Origin of the sequence: Georgenia deserti (assembly GCF_042680605.1) — a bacterium.
GTDB lineage: Bacteria > Actinomycetota > Actinomycetes > Actinomycetales > Actinomycetaceae > Allobogoriella > Allobogoriella deserti.
Genome location: NZ_JBHUEE010000006.1, coordinates 130,924 through 151,246, shown reverse-complemented (window position 1 = coordinate 151,246; position 20,323 = coordinate 130,924). Strand labels below are relative to the sequence as shown.

18 protein-coding genes are annotated in these 20,323 nt (G+C 70.8%); 8 read left to right on the top strand and 10 right to left on the bottom strand.

Annotation, left to right across the window (positions count from 1 at the left end; genetic code table 11):
• Positions 1–3 precede the first annotated feature (3 nt).
• The 7 genes from ACFSE6_RS12335 to ACFSE6_RS12305 all read right to left on the bottom strand — a co-directional run bounded on the left by ACFSE6_RS12335 (position 4) and on the right by ACFSE6_RS12305 (position 7,200).
• Complete coding sequence (locus ACFSE6_RS12335; RefSeq protein WP_388007287.1) at positions 4–1,392, bottom strand: NAD-dependent succinate-semialdehyde dehydrogenase; 1,389 nt, start codon at positions 1,390–1,392, stop codon at positions 4–6.
• An 11-nt stretch (positions 1,393–1,403) separates the two neighbouring features.
• The gene (gene doeA, locus ACFSE6_RS12330) at positions 1,404–2,678 is read right to left on the bottom strand and encodes an ectoine hydrolase (RefSeq protein WP_388007284.1); all 1,275 of its coding nucleotides are present in this window, start codon (positions 2,676–2,678) and stop codon (positions 1,404–1,406) included.
• Positions 2,678–3,964 carry an aspartate aminotransferase family protein gene (locus ACFSE6_RS12325; RefSeq protein WP_388007281.1) on the bottom strand — a complete coding sequence of 429 codons (1,287 nt, stop codon included), beginning with the start codon at positions 3,962–3,964 and terminating at the stop codon, positions 2,678–2,680. Before ACFSE6_RS12325 ends, doeA begins: the two co-directional genes overlap by 1 nt.
• Before the next feature lie 204 nt (positions 3,965–4,168).
• Complete coding sequence (locus ACFSE6_RS12320) at positions 4,169–4,336, bottom strand: hypothetical protein (protein WP_388007278.1); 168 nt, start codon at positions 4,334–4,336, stop codon at positions 4,169–4,171.
• Positions 4,337–4,480: 144 nt separating this feature from the next.
• A complete protein-coding gene (locus ACFSE6_RS12315) occupies positions 4,481–5,428 on the bottom strand; it encodes a mechanosensitive ion channel family protein (protein WP_388007275.1) in 948 nt (315 codons plus the stop codon).
• 168 nt (positions 5,429–5,596) lie between these two features.
• Positions 5,597–6,259, bottom strand: a complete 663-nt coding sequence (locus tag ACFSE6_RS12310; RefSeq protein WP_388007272.1) for a DUF998 domain-containing protein — start codon at positions 6,257–6,259, stop codon at positions 5,597–5,599.
• A complete protein-coding gene (locus ACFSE6_RS12305; protein WP_388007269.1) occupies positions 6,256–7,200 on the bottom strand; it encodes an NAD(P)-dependent oxidoreductase in 945 nt (314 codons plus the stop codon). The genes ACFSE6_RS12310 and ACFSE6_RS12305 overlap by 4 nt, the downstream gene beginning before the upstream one ends.
• Positions 7,201–7,327: 127 nt before the next feature.
• On the opposite strand from ACFSE6_RS12305, the gene ACFSE6_RS12300 reads away from it, so the two are divergent.
• The 5 genes from ACFSE6_RS12300 (at position 7,328) to ACFSE6_RS12280 (ending at position 12,796) form a co-directional block, all read left to right on the top strand.
• Positions 7,328–8,437, top strand: coding sequence for an alcohol dehydrogenase family protein (locus ACFSE6_RS12300; RefSeq protein ID WP_388007266.1), 1,110 nt, complete (start codon positions 7,328–7,330; stop codon positions 8,435–8,437).
• Entirely contained in the window at positions 8,424–9,506 is a 1,083-nt protein-coding gene (locus ACFSE6_RS12295; protein ID WP_388007263.1) for a proline racemase family protein, read from the top strand. Before ACFSE6_RS12300 ends, ACFSE6_RS12295 begins: the two co-directional genes overlap by 14 nt.
• Positions 9,507–9,653: 147 nt before the next feature.
• On the top strand, positions 9,654–10,901 hold the full coding sequence (locus ACFSE6_RS12290) for a quaternary amine ABC transporter ATP-binding protein (RefSeq protein ID WP_388007260.1): 1,248 nt from the start codon (positions 9,654–9,656) through the stop codon (positions 10,899–10,901).
• A complete protein-coding gene (locus ACFSE6_RS12285) occupies positions 10,901–11,815 on the top strand; it encodes an ABC transporter permease (RefSeq protein WP_388007257.1) in 915 nt (304 codons plus the stop codon). Before ACFSE6_RS12290 ends, ACFSE6_RS12285 begins: the two co-directional genes overlap by 1 nt.
• A 36-nt stretch (positions 11,816–11,851) precedes the next feature.
• Positions 11,852–12,796, top strand: coding sequence for a glycine betaine ABC transporter substrate-binding protein (locus ACFSE6_RS12280; RefSeq protein ID WP_388007254.1), 945 nt, complete (start codon positions 11,852–11,854; stop codon positions 12,794–12,796).
• 106 nt (positions 12,797–12,902) lie between these two features.
• Here ACFSE6_RS12280 and ACFSE6_RS12275 read toward each other — a convergent pair whose 3' ends face one another.
• From ACFSE6_RS12275 to ACFSE6_RS12265, 3 genes are read right to left on the bottom strand one after another with little or no spacing between them, the layout of a single operon-like run.
• Positions 12,903–14,114, bottom strand: a complete 1,212-nt coding sequence (locus ACFSE6_RS12275) for an MFS transporter (RefSeq protein ID WP_388007251.1) — start codon at positions 14,112–14,114, stop codon at positions 12,903–12,905.
• Between the two features lie 4 nt (positions 14,115–14,118).
• Positions 14,119–14,706 (bottom strand): TetR/AcrR family transcriptional regulator, encoded by a 588-nt coding sequence (locus tag ACFSE6_RS12270; protein WP_388007248.1) that lies wholly within the window; start codon positions 14,704–14,706, stop codon positions 14,119–14,121.
• A gap of 3 nt (positions 14,707–14,709) precedes the next feature.
• Positions 14,710–15,321, bottom strand: coding sequence for a sugar O-acetyltransferase (locus ACFSE6_RS12265; RefSeq protein WP_388007245.1), 612 nt, complete (start codon positions 15,319–15,321; stop codon positions 14,710–14,712).
• 36 nt (positions 15,322–15,357) lie between these two features.
• Here ACFSE6_RS12265 and ACFSE6_RS12260 point away from each other — a divergent pair, with 36 nt between their 5' ends.
• The 3 genes from ACFSE6_RS12260 (at position 15,358) to ACFSE6_RS12250 (ending at position 20,281) form a co-directional block, all read left to right on the top strand.
• A complete protein-coding gene (locus tag ACFSE6_RS12260; RefSeq protein WP_388007242.1) occupies positions 15,358–16,569 on the top strand; it encodes an MFS transporter in 1,212 nt (403 codons plus the stop codon).
• A gap of 112 nt (positions 16,570–16,681) precedes the next feature.
• Entirely contained in the window at positions 16,682–18,826 is a 2,145-nt protein-coding gene (gene helR / locus ACFSE6_RS12255; protein WP_388007239.1) for an RNA polymerase recycling motor ATPase HelR, read from the top strand.
• A gap of 126 nt (positions 18,827–18,952) precedes the next feature.
• A complete protein-coding gene (locus ACFSE6_RS12250) occupies positions 18,953–20,281 on the top strand; it encodes a multidrug effflux MFS transporter (protein ID WP_388007236.1) in 1,329 nt (442 codons plus the stop codon).
• The last annotated feature ends 42 nt before the right edge of the window (positions 20,282–20,323 follow it).

The window sequence follows — 20,323 nt, the reverse complement described above, 5'->3', positions numbered from 1 at the left end:
GACTCACTCGACCTTCGGGCCGACCCACACCTGCTGGGCGTTGACGAACTCCTTGATGCCGTGCGGGCCGAGCTCGCGTCCGTACCCGGAGCGCTTGATCCCGCCGCTGGGCAGCCGAGGATCGGTCTTGACGATGCCGTTGACCGCCACCTGGCCGGCCTCGATCCGGCGGGCCATGGCCTCGCCGCGCTCCGCCGTCGTCCACACGCCGGCGGCGAGGCCGTACGGGGTGTCGTTGGCGAGGGCGATCGCCTCCTCGGCGTCCTCGGCCGCCATGACGACGGCGACCGGCCCGAACGTCTCCTCGGTGCATGCTTTCATCCCGGGTGTGACGTCGGTGAGCAGGGTCACCGGGTAGTAGTAGCCCGGGCCGTCGGGCAGCTCCCCGCCGAGGACGCACGTGGCGCCCGCCGCGACCGACTCGGTGACCTGCCGGTGCAGGTTCTCCCGCAGGTCCGCACGGGCGATCGGCCCCACCTGCGTGGTCTCCTCCCGGGGGTCGCCGACGACGAGAGCGGCCAGGCGCTCGGAGAGGAGCTCGACGAACTCCTCGTGCACCGACCGCTCGACGATGATCCGCTTGGCCGCGATGCAGGACTGGCCCGCGTTGATGATCCGGGACAGGGCGACGACGTCCGCCGCCTGGCGCAGATCGGCGTCCGCCAGGATCAGGCACGGGTCCGAGCCGCCGAGCTCGAGGACCGCCGGCTTGATCTCACTCGCCGCGATCGAGGCGACGACCGATCCGGCCCGGTCCGACCCAGTGAACGAGACGGCCTGGATACGCGGGTCCCGGACGGCCTGCTCCACATCCGCGGTGCGGGCCTGCAGCGCCTGGAAAATCCCGGCCGGCGCACCGACGGCGTCGAACACCTGCGCGATCGCGGCAGCACACCCCGGCACATGCGGGTCGTGCTTCATCACGCAGGTGTTGCCGGCCATCAGGGCGGGCGCACAGAAGCGGAACGCCAGCCAGAACGGGGCGTTCCACGGCAGCACGCCGAGGACGGGTCCGAGCGGGAGGTACTGCACGTAGCTGGAGGTGGCGTCCGAGCCCAGCGTCTCCGGTGCGAGGTACTCCTCGGCATGAGTGGCGTAGTGCTCGGCCGCCCAGGCCGCCTTCGCCACCTCACCGCGCGCCTCGGTGATCGGCTTGCCCATCTCCTCGGTCATCAGCGGGGCGAGTTCTTCGGTGTGTTCGCGCATGTACCTCGCCACCGCCCGAAGCACCTCCGCGCGCTCAGCGAAGCTGGTCTCGCGCCAGCTGCGGTACGCCTGGTGTGCGCGGTCGATCGTGGCGGTGATCTCGTCCGGGCCGGCGGCGGGCACCTCGCGGACCACCTCGCCGGTGCTGGGGTCGACGGCGGCGAGGGTCTCGGTCGTGACAGTCATGATGTGCCTCCTCAGCGCATCTCGGCGCCGGCCGCGGCGCTCCCGGATTCGGCCTCGGCGTGAGCCTCGCGCTCCTCGGCGGACGGTTCCAAGTCGGCCACCGGCGTCAGCGTGGCACCGGCGCCGTCATGGACCACGAAGTCCTCGTCCAGGGTGAAGAACGACTCGCAGCCGTCCTCGGTGATGCGGATGGTGTCCGAGATGCCGACGGTCTTGTCCCCGTCGACGCCCCACATCCACGGGATGACGTGGAAGGTCATGCCCGGCTCGAGGACGGTGAAGTCGCCGGGGTTGAGCGAGAGGATGTACCCCTCGTCCCAGGCCGGCGGGAACGCGATGCCGATCGAGTACCCGGACCGGGTGACGAGCCGGGCGCCCACCTCGTTGTCGGAGATGATCCGCCGGACGATCGAGTCGGCGTCGGAGACGGTCATACCCGGCCCCATGAGGCTCTTGAGCTCGGCGAGCGCGAGCTTCATCCGCTCCTGCGCGCTGACGAGGGACTCGGTGAGCTCACCGGTGTAGACGGTGCGCATCAGCGCCGCGTGATACCGCCGGAAGCACCCGCCGACCTCGAGGAAGACCGGCTCGTCCGGCTGGATCGTCCGGCCCTCCCAGGTGGAGTGGCCGATCATGGTGCGCGGCCCGGAGGCGACGTACGGCATGACGGCCGGGAACTCACCGCCTGCCCGGAACATGGCCGAGGAGATCGCCGCCGCGACCTCGTTCTCCGTGGCGCCCGGCACCGCGGCCTCGAGGCCCGCGGCCATCCCGGCCTCGGCTGCCCGGGCGGCCTTGCGCATCACCTCGATCTCGACGTCGGACTTGCGCATCCGGCCGGCTTCGACGATGCCGAAGCAGTCCATCAGCACCCCGTGCTGGAACGAGGTGTGGATGCGGTCCTGCTGGTAGGCCGGGAAGTAGTAGCTGTTGCGCTCGTAGCCGACCCGCTTGTTCCCGAGACCGGCCTGGTTCAGCGCGAGGACGAGCTCCTGGATCGCGTCGCCGGTGTCCGGGTAGGCCCGGCTGTGCTCGACCCAGGTCCGTTCGATGACGTTGGACTCCTCCATCGCCCGGGTGATCATGAACGGCTCGTCCTCGAGAGGCACCACCAGAGCCTGGAAGAACGAGTACCCCGTCGTCTGGTGGTCGGTGAGGTACATGAGGTTCTCGGGGTCGGTGATGACCACCGCGTCGAGCCGCCGCTCGGCCATCCGGTGGCGCAGCTCGTTCAGCCGGCGCTCGTACTCGGCCGGTGGGAAGGTCATGTCGTCACGGATCCGCATCAGTGCACCTCCGCCGTCGCCGCCGCGCTGTCGCGGTCCGCCACCGTGGTGATCGCCTGCTCGAGCAGGTCGAGGCCCTCGGCGAGGTCCTCGTCCGGGATGGTCAGCGGCGGGATGAGCTTGATGACGCGGCCACCGCTGCCGCACGGGCCGATGAGCAGACCGGCCTCGAACGCCGCACGCTGGACCTGGGCAGCGAACGCGCCGTCGCCGGTGTCCAGGGCCTGCATCATGCCGCGGCCGCGGACCTCCCAGCCCCGGTCGGGGTGCGCGGCGGCGATCCGCTCGAGCCGCTCGCGCATCCGTTCGCCCTTCGCGGTCACCTCTCGCATGAGGACGTCGTCGGTGAAGTAGTCGAGGGCGACGGCGCCGGCTACGAAGGACAGTCCCTGCCCACGGAAGGTGCCGGTGTGCGCGCCGGGTGACCAGTGGTCGTCGACCCACGGCTTGTTGAGGTTCATCGCGATCGGTGTCCCGAAACCACCGAGCCCTTTGGCGAGGGTGATGATGTCCGGATCCAGGCCCATGCCGTCGAAGGAGAAGTAGGACCCGGTGCGGCCGCAGCCGGCCTGGATGTCGTCGATGATGAAGAGGGCGCCGACCTCGCGGGCGAGGTCCTGGACCTCGTGTAGCCATTCCGCGGAGGCGGCGTTGACGCCGCCCTCGGCCTGCAGCACCTCGACGAGGAACGCCGCCGGCGGCAGCTGGCCGCTGGACGGGTCACGCAACGCCTCGCGGTACTCGGCGATCGCGGTCGGCCCGCCCGGTGCCGTCTCGTACGGGAGTCGGACGACGTCGGTCAGCGGCACGCCGGCCCACTGCCGGAACGCCTGGTTGGCGGTCGCGGCCAACGAGCCGAGCGTCATGCCGTGGAAGCCGTGACTGAAGGCGACGACCTCCCGCCGGCCGGTGGCGAGCCGAGCGAGCTTCAGCGCCGCCTCGACGGCGTTGGTGCCGGTCGGACCCATGAACTGCATGCGGTGGTCCATGCCTCGCGGCACGAGCACGACGTCCCGGAACTTCTCGACGAAGTCCCGCTTCGTCGTCGTGTACGTGTCGAGGCTGTGGGCGACGCCGTCGGCCTGGAGGAAGGCGATCATCGCTTCCTTCATCCTGGGGTTGTTGTGCCCGAAGTTCAGCACTCCGGCGCCGGCGAAGAAGTCGATGTAGGACCTGCCGTCCTCATCGACCTGCCGCGCGTTGGACGCGGAGGCGAACACGGTGGGATACGCACGGCAGTAGCCGCGGACGGCGGACTCGCGCTCCTCGAAGGGACTGGTGTCCATGGCCGGCACCTTTCTCGTGGTTCTACATGCGGGTGGTGAACTCCTTCAGCGGCCGGTGGGCCGGCCGGATCGGGTGTCGGGGTGCGTTTCAGGGATGAGTGGGCCCGAGGACGACGACGTCGCCCTCAGGTGGTCACTCCTCCCCGGGATGCGGGGGCGCTGCGGCTGCCTCGAGGCAGGCCGTCACGCGCCACGCCGGCTGTCTCACACCCCGGCGCGGCGTCGATGTCGGTAGAGCGAGGAGGAGGGAGCGCCCCGGCGGCGGCGCGGCAGGCGCACGGCGATCCCGGTGTCGGACCCGCAGGCGGTTCCCGGGGCCAGCGCGCGACGGCGCGCGTCGGATCCCTCGACGACGGTGGACCAGCGATCCATCATCGACCCCCTCAGGACGGGGCACGTTCAGCACGTGCCAGGGTCACGCCATGTAGCGAATATGAACCCTTGAGGCGCGGGGGTCAAGCGCTTCTGTTGCAGAGCTGTTTCGGCGTCATCGCACCGAAACATCGGTCCGCGATCTCAGCCCGAGGCGGTGGCTCCGGAGCCGGCGGCGGGGAAGACCGGCAGGGCGACCTTGAGGCCCTCGCGGTCGAGCCGTTCCTTGAGGCGGGCGCGGGCCGCGCGGCCGATGCCGAACTGCGAGCCGGGCTTGGTCTTGATCATCACGCGCATGGTCACCGCGCCGTTGCCGATGGCCGTCACGCCGGCCACCATCGGCTGGTCGAGCAGCTCGGGAGCGAACTCCGGGTCCGCCGCGAAGTCCGCGAGTCCCTGTTCCATGACCTCCTTGGCGCGCGGGATGTCCACCGAGTAGTCGAGCGGGATCTCGATGACCGCGTTCGCCCAGTCCTGGTTCATGTTGCACACGCGCAGGATCTCGCCGTTGCGCACGTACCAGAGGTTGCCGTCGAGATCCCGGATCTTGGTGATCCGCATGGTCATGGACTCGACCGTGCCGACGGCGTCCCCGACGTCGACCACGTCACCGACGCCGAATTGGTCCTCGCTCATGAGGAAGATGCCAGAGAGGAAGTCCTGGACGAGGCTTTGCGCGCCGAAGCCGATCGCGAGACCGAGGACACCGGCGCTGGCGATGACCGGCCCGAGGTTGATGCCGAACTCGCCGAGGATCATGAGGAACGCCATCCCGAAGATGACGAACGAGGCGATCGAGCGCAGCACCGACCCGATGGTCTGAGCGCGCTGCTCCTGACGCTTCTGGCGCACGTCGTTGTCGTCGACCTGCTTGGTGACCAGGCGGCCCGCCGTGGCGCGGGCCTGGCCGAGCTTGCGCTGGGAGTGGACGATCTTGTCGACCACCCGCATGATGACCCGCCCGAGGACGGCGCGGAGCACCAGCGCCACCAGGATGATGACGACGACGTTGATCAGGCCCGAGAGCAGGTCACCGGCCCGGGTCGAGAACCAGTCGGCCAGCGGCCCGGCCTGCGCGAAGATGCCTGACAATTGGATCCCTTTCCGTCAGCCCGACGGCGGGAGACCGCAGGGCATGGGGCGCGTGCGGTCCCAGAATCTCAACTCGTCCCCCGCTGTCGGCAACTGCGCAGCGGCATGCGGTTGGTCACGCCGCCCCCGAGACGCGCGCTCGTGCGGGTGGCGCGGCGCAGGATCGGCTCACGCCCCGGGCGAGTCGTTCGGCGCGGCCGGCGCAACGGTGCAGCGGCGGCGCAGCACCAGGAACACCCCGGTGAGGAACAACCCGAGGACGACGGCGACGACGCTCATCCGGACCGGCACTCCCGGGCCGGTCTGCCACGCGCAGGCGCCTACGGTCGCGGCGACGGTCAGGCAGACCAGGGCCGCGGCCCAGGCACCGGTACGGGCACCGTGCCAACCGAGGACTAGTGCGGCCACGACGGCGGCGTTGACCGCGACGGCGGTGCCGAGGTTGTGCACCACGCCGATGACGGACCAGCTGGTGGCCGGCGGCTCCCCGTCCGGCGGGAACCCGACACCCGGGTCGACGACGAAGACCCCCATCACCACCATGCCGGTGCCGACGAGGCCGAGCAGCACACCGGTCCAGGTGCCGACGAGGCGTGGCAACGTCCCGCGCACCCCGAGCGCTCCCGCCAGCACCAGGGCGCCGGAGAGGACGAACGCGGTGATCTGCGTCCATCCGTGCTCGCCGCGGCTGAGCAGCGAGATGGCGTGTTCGCCGAGCTCGAACCCGGGGCGCCACACGGCCTGGGCGAGCAAGCTCCCCAGGAAGACCGGCCCGGACGCCGCGCCGCAGGCGAGCAACCGGCGTGCCGCCGTCGTGCCAGGCCGGTTCATCCCCAGGCGCCGCCCTCGGCCCGGATGAGGTTCAGCGGCACCTGCCCGGACGCCAGGCGCCGCACCTGCGCGAGGGCCAGGTCGGTGGCGATCCGCCAGAACTCCTCGGTAGAACCGCCGTTGTGCGGCGCGAGAAGGCAACCGGGCAGGTCCCACAGCGGGTGCCCGGGCGGCAGCGGTTCGGGGTCGACGACGTCGAGCGCGGCACGCAACCGTCCGGCGCGCAGTTCGGCGACGAGCGCCTCGGTGTCCACGACGGCGCCGCGTCCGACGTTGACCAGCAGCGCGCCGTCGCGCATGCGGCGCATGACGTCGGCGTCGACGATTCGCTCGGTCTGGGGAGTGTGCGGAAGCGTCACCACGACGACGTCCGCGTCGGCGACCAGCGCGGGCAGGTCGGCCGCACCGTGGACATGCCGGCCGTCGTCCTCGGTCCGGTCCCGGCCGGCCACCACGGTCACCGCTGCGGGGGCGAACGCCTCGATGCGGCGGACCACGGCGGAGCCGACGCCGCCGTGGCCGAGCACGAGCACACGGGCGCCGTGCAGGGACCGGGTCGTGTATCCGGACCACCGCTGCTCACGCTGCTGGACGTGGGCGCGAGGCAGATCGCGCAGGGATGCGAGCAGCAACGTGAGCGCGAACTCGGCGGTGGCGTCCTCGACGGCGCCGCGGGAGTTGCTCAGCCCCACATCCGGGCGCAGGTGCGGCAGCACCCACTCGTATCCGATCGAGAGGAGGTGGATGTGCCGTAGGCGGTGGATGCGCGCCGGACGGTCGAACCGCTCGCGTGCGGACGGGCGTTCGGTGACCAGCACCTCGGCGGCGGGCGGCTCGGCATCGGAGTCCACGTGCCACACGACGACGTCGAGATCGGGATGGTCCGCACCGGCCGGAGCGAGTGCCGCGACCAGTCGCGCGTCGGGGACGAGGACGCGCATCAGTGCCGCCGCTGGGCGTCGGTTCGGCGGGCTCTCGACATCGCACCCCAGCCTAGGCAACAGGGTGCGGCCGAGGCGTGATCGCGCCGTAAACCACCGGAAACATCGCACGCCCTAGCATGCGGAGATGGCGGCGATTCCTCGGGTGATGAAGGCGGTCCAGCTCCTCGGCCACGGAGGCCTCGATCAGCTGGTCCACCGCGACGTGCCCACCCCGGTGCCGGCCCCCGGCGAGGTGCTCATCGACGTGCATGCGTGCGGCATGAACAACACCGACGTCTGGGTCCGGGAGGGGGCTTACGGCACCGAGACCGACCCGGGATCGGTCTCCACCTGGCGACGCGGCCGCTCGACGCTGACGTTCCCGCGTATCCAGGGCACGGACTCCGTCGGTGAGATCGTCGCCGTCGGCGACGGCGTGTCCGAGGACCGGGTCGGCCAGCGGGTCATGGTCGACTTCAGCATCTACAACCGTCCGGAGGGCGACGACAGCCTCGCGGACATCGACTACATCGGCCACGGCCGCGACGGCGGTTACGCCGAGTATCAGGTGGTGCCGGCCGAGAACGCCCACGAGGTCGCCGCCGACATCTCCGACGCGGAGCTGGCCACGTTCTGCTGCGCCTACCTGACCGCCGAGCAGATGCTCGAGCGGGCCCAGCTGGGCGCAGGCGAGCGAGTGCTGGTCACCGGCGCATCCGGTGGTGTGGGCTCGGCGATCCTCCAGCTGGCCCGTGTGCGTGGTGCGATCCCCTACGCGGTCTCCAGCGCGGGGAAGGAGCAGGCGCTGCTCGACATCGGCGCCGAGGCGGTGATCCTGCGTGACGCCGGTGACCTGGTCGCAGAGGTGGAGCGGGTCGTCGACGGGCCGGTGGACGTGGTCGCGGACCTGGTGGCCGGGCCGATGTTCAACGACCTGCTGCGCATCCTGCGGCCGGAGGGCCGCTACACCACCGCTGGAGCGATCGGAGGCGCCGTGGTGCAGCTCGATCTGCGGACCATGTACCTCAAGCAGCTCCAGCTGCACGGTTCGTCGCAGGGCACCCGCACAGACTTCCGCCGTATCGTGGGCTACATCGAGTCCGGGTCCGTACGGCCGCTGCTCGATCGCACCTATCGGTTGTCCGAGTTCCACGCAGCGCAGCGCGCGTTCATGCACAAGACCTACATCGGCAAGCTGGTCGTGGTTCCCGACCGGCACTGGGACACCGTCGGAGCACCCCATGTCGCACCGTGAACGCACACTCGAGCTCATCGACACCCAGTCCGGCGGGGACGTCAGCCGGATCGTGACGGCCGGTGTCGAGCCGCTGCCCGGCGCGACCGTCCTCGACAAGGCCCGCTACCTCCAGCGGGACGGCGACGGACTGCGACGGTTGCTGCTCTCCGAGCCGTACGGCGATCCCGCGATGTCGGTCGACCTGATCGTGGAGCCGAACCACCCGGAGGCGCAGGCGGGCTACATCATCATGGAAGCGATGGGCTATCCCCTGTACTCGGGATCGAACACCATCTGTACCGCGACAGCCCTGCTGCAGAGCGGTGCGATCCCGATGCAGGAGGGTCTGCAGCACGTCGTCCTCGAGTCCCCGGCCGGCCTGGCCCGGATCACCGCGCTGGTGACCGACGGGCGTGTGCGGTCGGTCACCACCCGCGGCGAGCCCGCCTATGTCGCCGACGAGGGCCTGAGCGTGGACGTGCCGCACTACGGCACGGTGGAGTTCGATCTGGTGTGGTCCGGCGCCTACTACGCGATGATCGACGCCTCGGCGCACGGGTTCTGCCTGGTGGCCGAGGAACAGATCGCCCTGACCGCGTTCGGTGACGCGTTCGTCCGAGCCGCACGGCCGGGTTTGCGCGAGGATCACCCGGCGCTCGGAGCGCTCGGCCCGCTGCCCTTCGCCCACTTCATGGGCCCGGTCGAGGACGTCGGCCGCGGCCGGTTCACCGCGCGGTCGGCGACCTACGTCCACCCCGGTGTGCTCTGCCGCAGTCCCACCGGGACCGGGACCTCGGCCCGGCTCGCGCTCATGGCCCGCCACGGCCTCATCCGCCCGGGCGAGTCGCTGGAGACGATCTCACCGCGCGGCAACCGGTTCGTCGGCACCGCCGGTGAACCCACGCAGGTCGGCAGTTACGCCGCCCTGCACTCGACGATCACCGGCAGTGCGCGCCTCATGGCGCACTCACGCCTCACCGTCGACCTCGACGACCCGCTCGTGGACGACTCCGACCTGGAGAACGTGCTCTCGCGGCCGGCACCACCGTTGGCCAGGCCCATGGCCGGAGTCGATACCTCTTCTTGACACGACCGTGACGCCGTCGTGATGTGGATTGGGCACAATCTCCGTGATCGGTGGATAGGGTATTAAGGCGCGAGCGACACTCCCGCGCTCGGGCGGCCCTCCGTGCTGCCCGGCCACAATCCAATTTCCGACCCTCCCGGGAGAACCGTGCCAGCCATTGAGGCATCCGGCTTGACGAAGGTCTTCGGGCGCCGCCCGCAGCGGGGCGTCCGGATGCTTCGTGAGGGAGCCGACCGCGAACAGCTGCAACGTGAAGGGCTGACCGCCGCGGTGATCGACGCCACCTTCGAGGTCAAGCCAGGTGAGATCTTCGTCGTCATGGGCCTGTCCGGCTCCGGCAAGTCCACCCTGATCCGCATGGTCAACGGGCTGCTCGAGCCGACCGCCGGCAGCCTGACCATCGACGGCCAGGAAGTCACGAACCTGTCCGACGCCGGCTTGCGCGACGTGCGGCGCAACAAGGTCAGCATGGTGTTCCAGCACTTCGCCCTGCTGCCCCACCGCACCGTCGGCGAGAACGCCGCGTACGCGCTCGAACTACGCGGAGTCTCCCGCGCCGAGCGCGAGCAGCGCGCCCAGGAGGCGCTCGGCATGGTCGGCCTCGGCGGCTGGGGTGACTCCCTGCCCTCGCAGCTCTCCGGCGGTATGCGCCAGCGCGTGGGGCTCGCCCGCGCGCTCGCGGCCGGTACCGACATCATGCTGATGGACGAGGCGTTCAGCGCACTCGACCCGTTGATCCGCAAGGAGATGCAGGACCAGCTCCTGGAGCTGCAGTCCGAGCTGGGCAAGACGATCCTGTTCATCACCCATGACCTCAACGAGGCGATGCGGCTGGGTGACCACGTCGCGATGATGCGCGACGGCCGCATCGTGCAGTCCGGCACCGCCGAGCAGATCCTCAACGAGCCGGCGACCGACTACGTGGCGCAGTTCGTCGCGGACGTCGACCGCACGAAGGTGCTGACCGCCGGCACGGTGATGGAGCGGCCGGTCGCCGTCGTCGGACCGGACAGCGGACCGCGCGCCGCACACAAGCTCATGCGCGAGCACCAGGTCTCCTCGCTGCTCGTGGTCAGCCGAGACCGCACCGTGCACGGCCTGATCTGGGAGGACGACGTCGCGGACGCCGTCCGCCAGGGCTCCGAGGCCCTGCCGATCAAGAGCGACGACGTCATCCGCGTCTCGCCGGACACCGCGCTGGCCGAGCTGTTCCATCACGCGGCCGCCAGCCGCGCGCCGCTGGCGGTGGTCAACCAGGCGGGGCGCCTGGAGGGCATCATCCCGCGGGTCACGCTGCTCAGCGCGCTCTCACCCCACCAGTCCAACGGAAACCACGGTGACGCCGGCGCAGACTCCGGCGACGACACCCGCTTTGCCCCCGCCGGAGCGCTCTGATGAACCTGCCACGTATTCCCATCGGTGACGCCGTCGACAGTGCTATCGACTGGATCACCGCGAACCTCGGTTGGCTGCTCGATTTCATCAGCGACCTGCTGCGGTTCCTCGTCGACGGCCTGGCGGACGTGCTACTCGCACCCATCGAGCTCGTGATGATCGCGATCTTCACCCTCCTCGCCCTGGTGGTGCGTTCCTGGAACTTCGCGATCTTCTCCCTGATCGCCATGCTGCTGGTGGCCAGCATGGAGATGTGGGAACCCGCCATGGAGACGCTCTCCCTGGTGCTCGTCGCGACCGTGATCGCGCTCGTCATCGCCATCCCCGTCGGCATTCTGGCCGCGCGGAACACCGCGGTCAGCACCGTCGTCAAGCCCATCCTCGACTTCATGCAGACGATGCCGGGCTTCGTCTACCTGGTGCCGGTGGTGATCTTCTTCGGCATCGGCGTCGCAGCGGGTGTCTGCGCGACGATCGTGTTCGCGATGGCACCCGGAGTACGCCTGACCGAACTCGGTATCCGCCAGGTCGACAAGGAGACCGTCGAGGCCGGCGAGGCGTTCGGCGGCACACCCGGCCAGATCCTCCGCGGCATCCAGCTCCCGCTGGGTCTGCCGACCATCATGGCCGGCGTCAACCAGGTCATCATGCTCGCCCTGTCCATGGCCGTCATCGCCGGACTCGTCGGCGCCGGCGGTCTCGGGAACGAGGTCGTGCAGGCCATCTCCCGAGTCGACGTCGCCCAAGGATTCGAGGCCGGTCTGGCCGTCGTCATCCTGGCGATCTTCCTCGACCGCCTCACCGGGGCGATCGGACAGCCGACCGAGAAGTCCCTCGGCGCCATGGTCAAGCGGCGGCGCGCCGACAACGCCGCCAAGGCACAGTCGGCCGTGTCGGCCGGCGTGGCTTCCTGAACGAACGAACTTCCAACGGAAAGGGAAGGAACCTCTATGAGAACCCACCGCACGATGAGCCATCGCCGTCGGCGGACCGCCGTCGTAGCGGGCGCGGCCGCCCTCGGGCTCGCCCTCGCCGCCTGTAACGACAGCGGCGGCGACGACACCGGCGGCGGCAGCGGAGACGGCGGGGATGGTGGCGACGGTGGGGGCGGCACCATCACCCTCGGCTACATCCCGTCCTGGACCGACGGCCTGAGCACCGCGTACCTGCTCGACCAGATGCTCACCGAAGCCGGCTACACGGTCGAGCACGAGGAGATCAACGACCCGGGCGTGCTCTACACGGGTCTGTCGCAGGGTGACGTCGACATCTACCCCTCGGCGTGGCCAGAGGTCACCCACGCCTCCTACATGGAGCAGTACTCCGACTCGATCGAGGACATCGGCACCTACTACGACAACGCCAAGCTCACGCTTGCGGTGCCGGAGTACACCGACATCGACTCCATCGAGGAGCTGCCGGACAACGTCGACATGTTCGACGGCCGCATCGTCGGCATCGAGGCCGGTGCCGGCCTGACCGAGGCCGTGCAGGACAACGTCATCCCCGACTACGGACTCGATGAGGCCGGCTTCACCCTGGAGACCTCCTCGACGTCGGCGATGATCACCGAGCTCGAGCAGGCCACCAACAACGAGGAGGACATCCTCGTCACGCTGTGGCGTCCGTTCTGGGCCAACGCCGAGTACCCGGTGAAGGACCTCGAGGACCCGCAGGGCTCGCTCGGCGAGTCCGAGGGTCTGCACTTCCTCGCGCGCGACGGCTTCAGCGAGGAGTTCCCGGAGGTCGCCGAGTGGATCGGCGGCATCCACCTCGACGACGACACCTACGGCGCGCTCGAGCAGACCGTCGCCGTCGACAACGAGGACGACCCGGCCGCCGGCGCCGAGACGTTCCTCGAGGAGCACCCCGACGCGGTCGAGCCGCTGGAGTGATCCTGCGTCACTGAGCATGACCGCGAAGGCCGGGCGACGACGTCGCCCGGCCTTCGTCATGCCCGGTGTGCTCGCGGTCGCGGCGTGAGCCTGTGGCTCTCGTGGGCTACCCCCGCGCGCCGGTCTCGGGCCGGCCGCTCGGCATCCGGAGCGCGAGCGCGGAGCCGGCGACCATGATGACGGCGCCGACGCCGAACGCCAGCGGGTAGGAGCCCTCGTCGGCGATCCATCCCGCCACGAGCGGGCCGCAGATGGCGCCGACGTCGGTGATCATCGAGAAGACCGCGACCGGCGTCCCCGACCGCGCGCCCGCCGCGTCGCCCACCGACGCCGCGGGCGCGGTGGAGAGGAAGGCGGCCGCGATGCCGTACACGGACAGCGCCGCGGTCAGCACCCAGATGTCCGTGGCGAACGACGCGCCGACGACGGCGACCGCACCGAGGAGGCCCGCGGCGATGAGGGCCGGGCGGCGCCCTACGGAGTCGACGAACCGCCCCGCCGGGCCCAGCGCGATCGCCTGCACCACGGAGGAGACGGTGAACGCCACGGCGGTCCACGTCGGCTCGCGGTGAAGCACCTCGACCACCATGATCGGCACCAGCGAGGAGCGGACACCGAACGCCGTCCACCCCTGGCCGAGCCCGGCAACGGCCGCCGCCTGGAACCGCGGGTCGCGTGCCACGAGCCGGAACTGGCGCACGTCCGCACCGTCCTCCTCACGGCCGCGGCCCGAGGAGCGCAGCAGCAGGGCGCCGATCGCTCCGGCGACCACGAGGGCGGCCGCGTAGAAGTAGAACGGCGCCGTCAGGGAGATGGCCGCGAGCGCGCCGCCGACCGCCGGGCCGGCCATGCCTCCGAGCAGGAACCCGCCCATGTACAGACTCGAGGCACGTCCGCGGACCTCCGGAGCCACCGAGTTCAGCAGCAGGGTCATGCCCGAGACCGTGAACATCGCCGACCCGATACCGCCGAGTCCGCGGAAGACCAGGAGCTGGAGATAGCTGGCGGCGAGCGCGCTCGCCGCGCTGGAGGCGGCGACGATGAGGATCCCGGCGACGAGCACCGGACGCTCGCCGATCCGGTTGAGCAGCGGGCCGACCCCGGGAGCAGTCACCAGCCGGGCGAAGGCGAACGCGGAGACGACGGCGGAGGCCGCGAAGGTGGTCACCCCGAAACTCGAGGCGAAGACGGGCAGGACCGGGAGCATCACGCCGTAGCCGACGGCCACGGTGAAGGAGATCGACGCCAGCACGAGGACGCTGCGCGGAAGTGTGCGGCGCCCCCGGAAGAAACCTCGGACCGGTGCCGCCACGCTCACCGGCTCATCCTGCCATGGCGATCCGGCGCACAGCCTCGGCGACGTCGGCGGCCTCCTCGTGACCGGTCTCCAGCGCGCGCTGAATGGTCAGTCCCTCGATGAGGGCGTCGAGCATCCGGGCCGTGGCGGGATCGAAGTGCCGCTCGAGCGCCCGGTGGCTGCGGTTCATCCACGCGGCCGTCACGGTGCGGTAGCCGGGGTCGCGGACGGCGAGCACATACAGCTCGTGAACGAGGACGAGCTCGCGCCGGGTGCTGAAGACGTCACCGGTAATGAGGGCGACGACGGCGTCGGCGGCCTCGCGCCGGCTGCCGGCCGCCCGCATACGACGTTCGAACTCGTCTGCCACGTCGTCGGCGAATCGGGTGAACGCCGCGCGCAGCAGGTCGTCCATGCCGTCGAAGTGATAGGTCATGGAACCGAGCGGCACCCCTGCGGCGGCAGCCACCCGCCGGTGGGATGTCCCGGAGACACCGGCGGCGGCGATCACGTCGAGACAGGCCTCGACGATGCGCTCGCGCCGGTCCGGGTCGTACCGGCGGCGGGCCGGCCGAACCGGTGTCTTGCGATCTGGCGGCTCGGTGGTGGGCACAGCTCAGATCGTGCGGATGACGCGCGCCGGATTCCCGACGGCGACGACGCCCGCAGGCACGTCGCGGGTGACCACCGATCCGGCACCGACGACCGAGTCGCGGCCGATGCTCACGCCGGGGCAGACGATGACGCCGCCGCCGAGCCAGACGTTGTCGCCGATCGTGATCGGTTCAGCGGCCTCGAGCTTGTCGAGCCGCTGCTGCGGGTCGATCGGGTGCGTCGGGGTGAGCAGCTGGACGTGGGGGCCGATCTGGCAATCGTCACCGATCCTGATCTCGGCGACATCGGCGGCCGTGAGGCCGTTGTTGACGAAGGTCCGCGCGCCGATATGGATGTTGCTGCCGTAATCCAGGTACAGCGGTGCGCGCAGGAACGCCTCCGCTCCGACGGAGCCGAGCAGGTCCCGGAGCAGCTCCTGGGCGCCCGCCGGGTCCTCCCGGTAGGCGGACTCGAAGTGAGCGACCGCCCGGACGGCGTCGGCCTGGCGCTGGGCGATCGTGGGGTCGTCGGAGAGATACAGGTCGCCGGCCAGCATGCGCTCGTGGTTGCTGCGCGCGTCGTCGGCAAAGTAGGCACGCGCGGCCTCCGCGGTGCTCAGCGGCCGAGATCTCATGTGTACGATCGTACACATCGAGGCTAAGATGGCGCGGTGACCGACCTGCGACGCCGTCGCCTCTCGCTGTTCGCCCTCACGCTGCTCGTCGGCATCGGCCTGTCCTCCTGGGTGACGCGCACCCCGGCGGTACGTGACGCGGTCGGCGCCTCCACCGCCGAGATGGGCCTGGTGCTCTTCGGCCTGTCCGTGGGTTCGATGACGGGCGTCCTCTCCGCTGGTCCGCTGGTTCGGCGCTGGGGCGCACGGCCGGTCGTCGTCGCAGGCACGATCGCCATCCTCGTGGGCACGGCGTCGGTCGGGATCGCGAGCGCGGCCTCGTCCGCTCCCGGCGTCTTCGCCGGCCTGCTCGCGTTCGGCATCGGGGGCGGGCTCGGCGAGATCGGGCTCAACATCGAAGGTGCCGCGGTGGAACGACAGACCGGGCGACAGGTCCTTCCGGTGCTGCACGGCTGCTTCAGTCTCGGCACCGTGATCGGGGCACTGGTCGGCATCGGGCTGACCGGAATCGCGTTCCCGCCGGCGTGGCACCTGCTCGCCGCGGCGGCCGTGATGGCCGCCCTGGCGGCCTGGGCGCTACCGGGACTGCCCACCGGCACGGGACGTGCGGTCCGCCCGGCCACCGACGACGCGACGGCCGGGTCGGTGCCGGAGGCGGCCGGGACACGCACGAGCGTCTGGCGCGACTCACGGCTGCTCCTCATCGGCGCCGTCGTCCTCGCCATGGCCTTCGCCGAGGGGGCCGCGAACGACTGGCTCCCCCTGCTCATGGTGGACGGGCACGGCGTCTCGGCGACGAGCGGATCCCTGGTCTACGCCGGGTTCGCGGCGGCGATGACACTCGGACGGTTCACCGGTGGCCCGGTCGTCGAGCGGCTCGGTCGGGCGCCGGTGCTGCGGGCGAGCGCCGTCCTGGCGGTGGCGGGCATCGCGGTCGTCGTCTTCGTGCCGTCGGCCGTGGCCGCGGGCGTCGCCGTCGTCCTGTGGGGTCTCGGTGCCTCATTGGGGTTCCCGGTGGCGATCTCCGCGGCCGGCGACGACCCCGACCGGGCCTCGGAGCGCGTCAGTGCCGTAGCGACCAGTGGCTACCTGGCCTTCCTCGTCGGGCCGCCCCTGCTCGGTTTCGTGGGCGAGCATCTCGGGCTGCGCCTGGCGATGCTCGTCGTCGTCGCACTGCTGGTGGTGGCGGCGTTCGCCGCCGGGGCCGCGCGACCGCGGCAACCACTCGCGCTCACTGCCCAGGGGTGAGGGCGCCGTACCCCGCCAGTTTCAAGCTATAGCTCATGGGGGGTCTTGCCGCAAGACCCCCGTGGTGCCGCAGAATCGCCGGTCCACCCGCCGCCTGCCACGGGAGCTGACCGTGACCGCTGCCACCACGAGCGCCTTTGACCTGCCGGCCCGTCTCGCCGCCAAGGCGGACCCGACCCTCATCGCCGACGACGAGCGGCACTTCTCGGCGATCGCCCGCACGCTCGAGGAGTCGATCGTCGAGACGTCCGACCGTCTGGCGGCCGCACGCAGATCACCCGGGCGGTCGGGGACGGCCGCACTCGAGCGCGACCAGCAGATCCACCGGATGAGCGCCCGGCTACGCACGCTGCGGCGCTTCGGGCTCGACCTGTGCCTAGGACGCATGGTGCCGGACGGCGGCGCGGACCCGGTCTACGTCGGCCGGCTCGGACTGACCGACGCTACCGGCCGTCGACTCCTTGTCGACTGGCGCTCACCGGCGGCGGAGCCGTTCTTCGCCGCCACGCACGGCGAGCCCATGGGTCTGGCGAGCAGACGGCGGTACCGCTGGTCCCGTGGGCGGATCACTGACTACTGGGACGAGGTGTTCACACCCGACGAACTCGACGCACACGCGGCGCTCGACGACCAGTCGGCGTTCATCGCCAGCCTCGGCAGCAGCCGGTCACCGCGAATGCGCGACGTGCTCGGCACGATCCAGGCGGACCAGGACGCGATCATCCGCGCCGGCTCCGGCGGTGCGCTCGTGGTCGACGGTGGACCCGGGACGGGCAAGACCGTCGTCGCGCTGCACCGTGCCGCTTACCTCGTCTACTCCGATCCCCAGCTCGGGCACCGGCGCGGCGGGGTGCTGTTCGTCGGCCCGCACCGGCCGTACCTGAACTACATCGCGGACGTCCTACCCAGCCTGGGCGAGGAGGGAGTCCAGGCGTGCACGCTGCGCGACCTCGTCCCGGAGGGAGCCGAGGCCCGGCACGAGGCGGACCCCACGGTGGCGCGGTTGAAGTCGACCGCGGACATGGTGTCTGCCATCGATTCCGCGGTCGCGATCTACGGGGAGCCGCCGACCGACGGCCTCGTGGTCGAGACACCGTGGGAGGACGTCTGGTTCGACGCGGACGACTGGGCGCGGGCCTTCGAGGCTCCCGAGCCGGGGACACCCCACAACGAGGCGCGCGAGACGATCTGGGACGAGGTGGTCGCCGTCGTCGCCGAACGTCACGAGGCCGAGGTCCCGGTCGAGCAGGTCAGCGCCTCGGTGCGGCGGAACCGGGAGCTGGCCGAGGCCCTGAACCGTGCGTGGCCCATGCTGGAAGCGAGCGATCTCGTGGCGGATCTGTGGGAGGTGCCCGCCTATCTGCGCCTGTGTGCACCGTGGTTGAGCAGCGACGAGCGCCGACTGCTGCGCCGTCCGGACCCACGAGCTTGGACCGACGCGGACCTTCCCCTGCTGGACGCCGCCCGCCGACGCCTCGGCGATCGGACCCCGCAGGGACGCCGGCGCAGTGAGGAGGCGGCAGCGACACTCGAACGGCAACGCCGGGCCGACGTCATCGAGGATCTCGTCCATGCCGACGACAGCGATCTGCTGCTCATGCGGATGCTACGTGGCACGGATATGCAGCAGGCACTGACCGAGGAGGCGGCGCTGCCGCGGACGGCCCGAGACCTGCTCGCCGGCCCGTTCGCGCACATCGTCGTCGACGAGGCCCAGGAGCTGACCGACGCCGAGTGGCAGATGCTGCTGGCGCGCTGCCCGTCCCGCAGTTTCACCATCGTCGGCGACCGGGCGCAGGCCCGGCACGGATTCGGCGAGCCGTGGACCGAGCGGCTGACCCGCATCGGATTCGGCCAGGTCCGCGTCTCGTCGCTGAGCGTCAACTACCGCACACCTGAGGAGGTCATGACGGCGGCGGAACCGGTGATCCGCACAGCCGTCGCGGACGCGAACGTGCCGAGCTCCGTGCGGAGCACCGGCCTGCCCGTCAGGTACGGATCTTCGGACGAGCTCGGGACGATCCTCGAAGAGTGGCTGTCCGAGCATGCCGCCGGCACGGCCTGCGTCGTCGGCGACCCGACGTTCGTCGCGACCGACCGGGTGCGCTCGTTGAGTCCGGCCATGGTCAAAGGACTCGAGTTCGACCTCGTGATCCTTATCGAGCCGGCGTCCTTCGGTGCCGGTGTCACCGGCGCGGTCGACCAGTACGTCGCCATGACGCGAGCGACTCAGCAGTTGGTGATCCTGCGGGCGTGAACGTGTGAGACGCAGCGTCGGGACGGCGCAGGAGGCTGCGCACCCGCCGGCAGTGGGCCGGGAATTCCGGCACGCTTCCGGACGCTGGCGACGTCGGGCATCGGTCGAGCGAAGGGAGTCGTGCGAATGACGCACGGGGATGAGGATCGTGTGACGACGTCGCCGATGCAGCAGGAGGCGCCGGCCCGGCCAGCTCCAGATTATGACGACCCGGAGCGGCCGGCGCTCACACCCGGGGAACGCATGACGTCCGGCGAGCGGCTGCGGCTCGTCCTCACTCTCGGTGTGCTCATCGCGATCGGCCCGCTGACGGTGGACATGTATCTGCCGGCGCTGCCGACCATCACCGACGATCTGATGACCACGGCTGCCTCGGCCCAGCTCACGCTGACCGGGACGCTGGTCGGCCTGGCGTTGGGCCAGTTGCTCGTCGGGCCGGTCTCGGACGCCGTCGGCCGCCGCCCGCCGTTGCTCGCCGGAGTCTGCGTGCACGTCCTGGCCTCACTCGCCTGCGCCGTCGCACCGAACCTCGCGACACTCGGCGTGCTGCGCGTGCTGCAGGGTCTGGGCGCCGCCGCCGCAACGGTGGTCGCCATGGCCGTGGTCCGCGATCTGTTCACCGGACTGGCGGCGGCCAAGACACTCTCCCGGCTCATGCTCGTCATGGGTGCCGCACCCGTGCTCGCGCCGACGCTGGGCGGAGTCGTCCTCGGCGTGACCTCGTGGCGCGGCGTCTTCGTCGTCCTCGCCGTCCTCGGCGTCGCGATCCTGACCATCACCGCGCTCGCCCTGCCGGAGTCGCTGCCGAAATCTGCCCGCCGCAGCGGCGGCACGCTCGGGACCATCCGAGTCTACGGTCGGCTCCTGACAGACCGGACCTACGTCGGGCTGATCCTCGTCGCCGGCCTGGCGATGGCGGCGATGTTCGCCTACGTCTCCGGGTCCTCGTTCGTGTTCCAGGAGCAGTACGGGTTGAGCGAGCAGGAGTACGGGTTCGTCTTCGGCGCGGGGGCGATCGGCCTGATCGCGGCCACACAGTTCAACGTCCGCCTGTTACGGCGCTTCGCGCCGGCCCAGATCCTCACCGGTGCCCTGGCCGCCGGTGCCGTCGCCGGATTGGTCCTCCTCCTGCTCGCCGCCACCGAGACCGCCGGGATGTTCGGCCTCCTGATCCCACTGTGGCTGGTGCTGGCCTCCGCGGGCCTGGCCCTGCCGAACGCCCCCGCGCTGGCGCTGTCGCGGCATGGCGAGGCCGCCGGCACCGCCGCGGCGCTGCTCGGAGCGGTCCAGTTCGGTGTCGGGGCCCTGACCGCGCCGCTGGTCGGCATCCTGGGCACCGGGGCAACGGCGATGGCCCTGGTCATCGCCGGCGGCATGGTCCTCGCCAACGTCGTCGTGGTCTTGGTGGTCCGGCCGCGGCAGATTACACCGGAGCCGGCCAGATCGACCCGGTGACCGCGTGGCGACCGGTCAGATCCGACGCGCGCCTCGAGCATG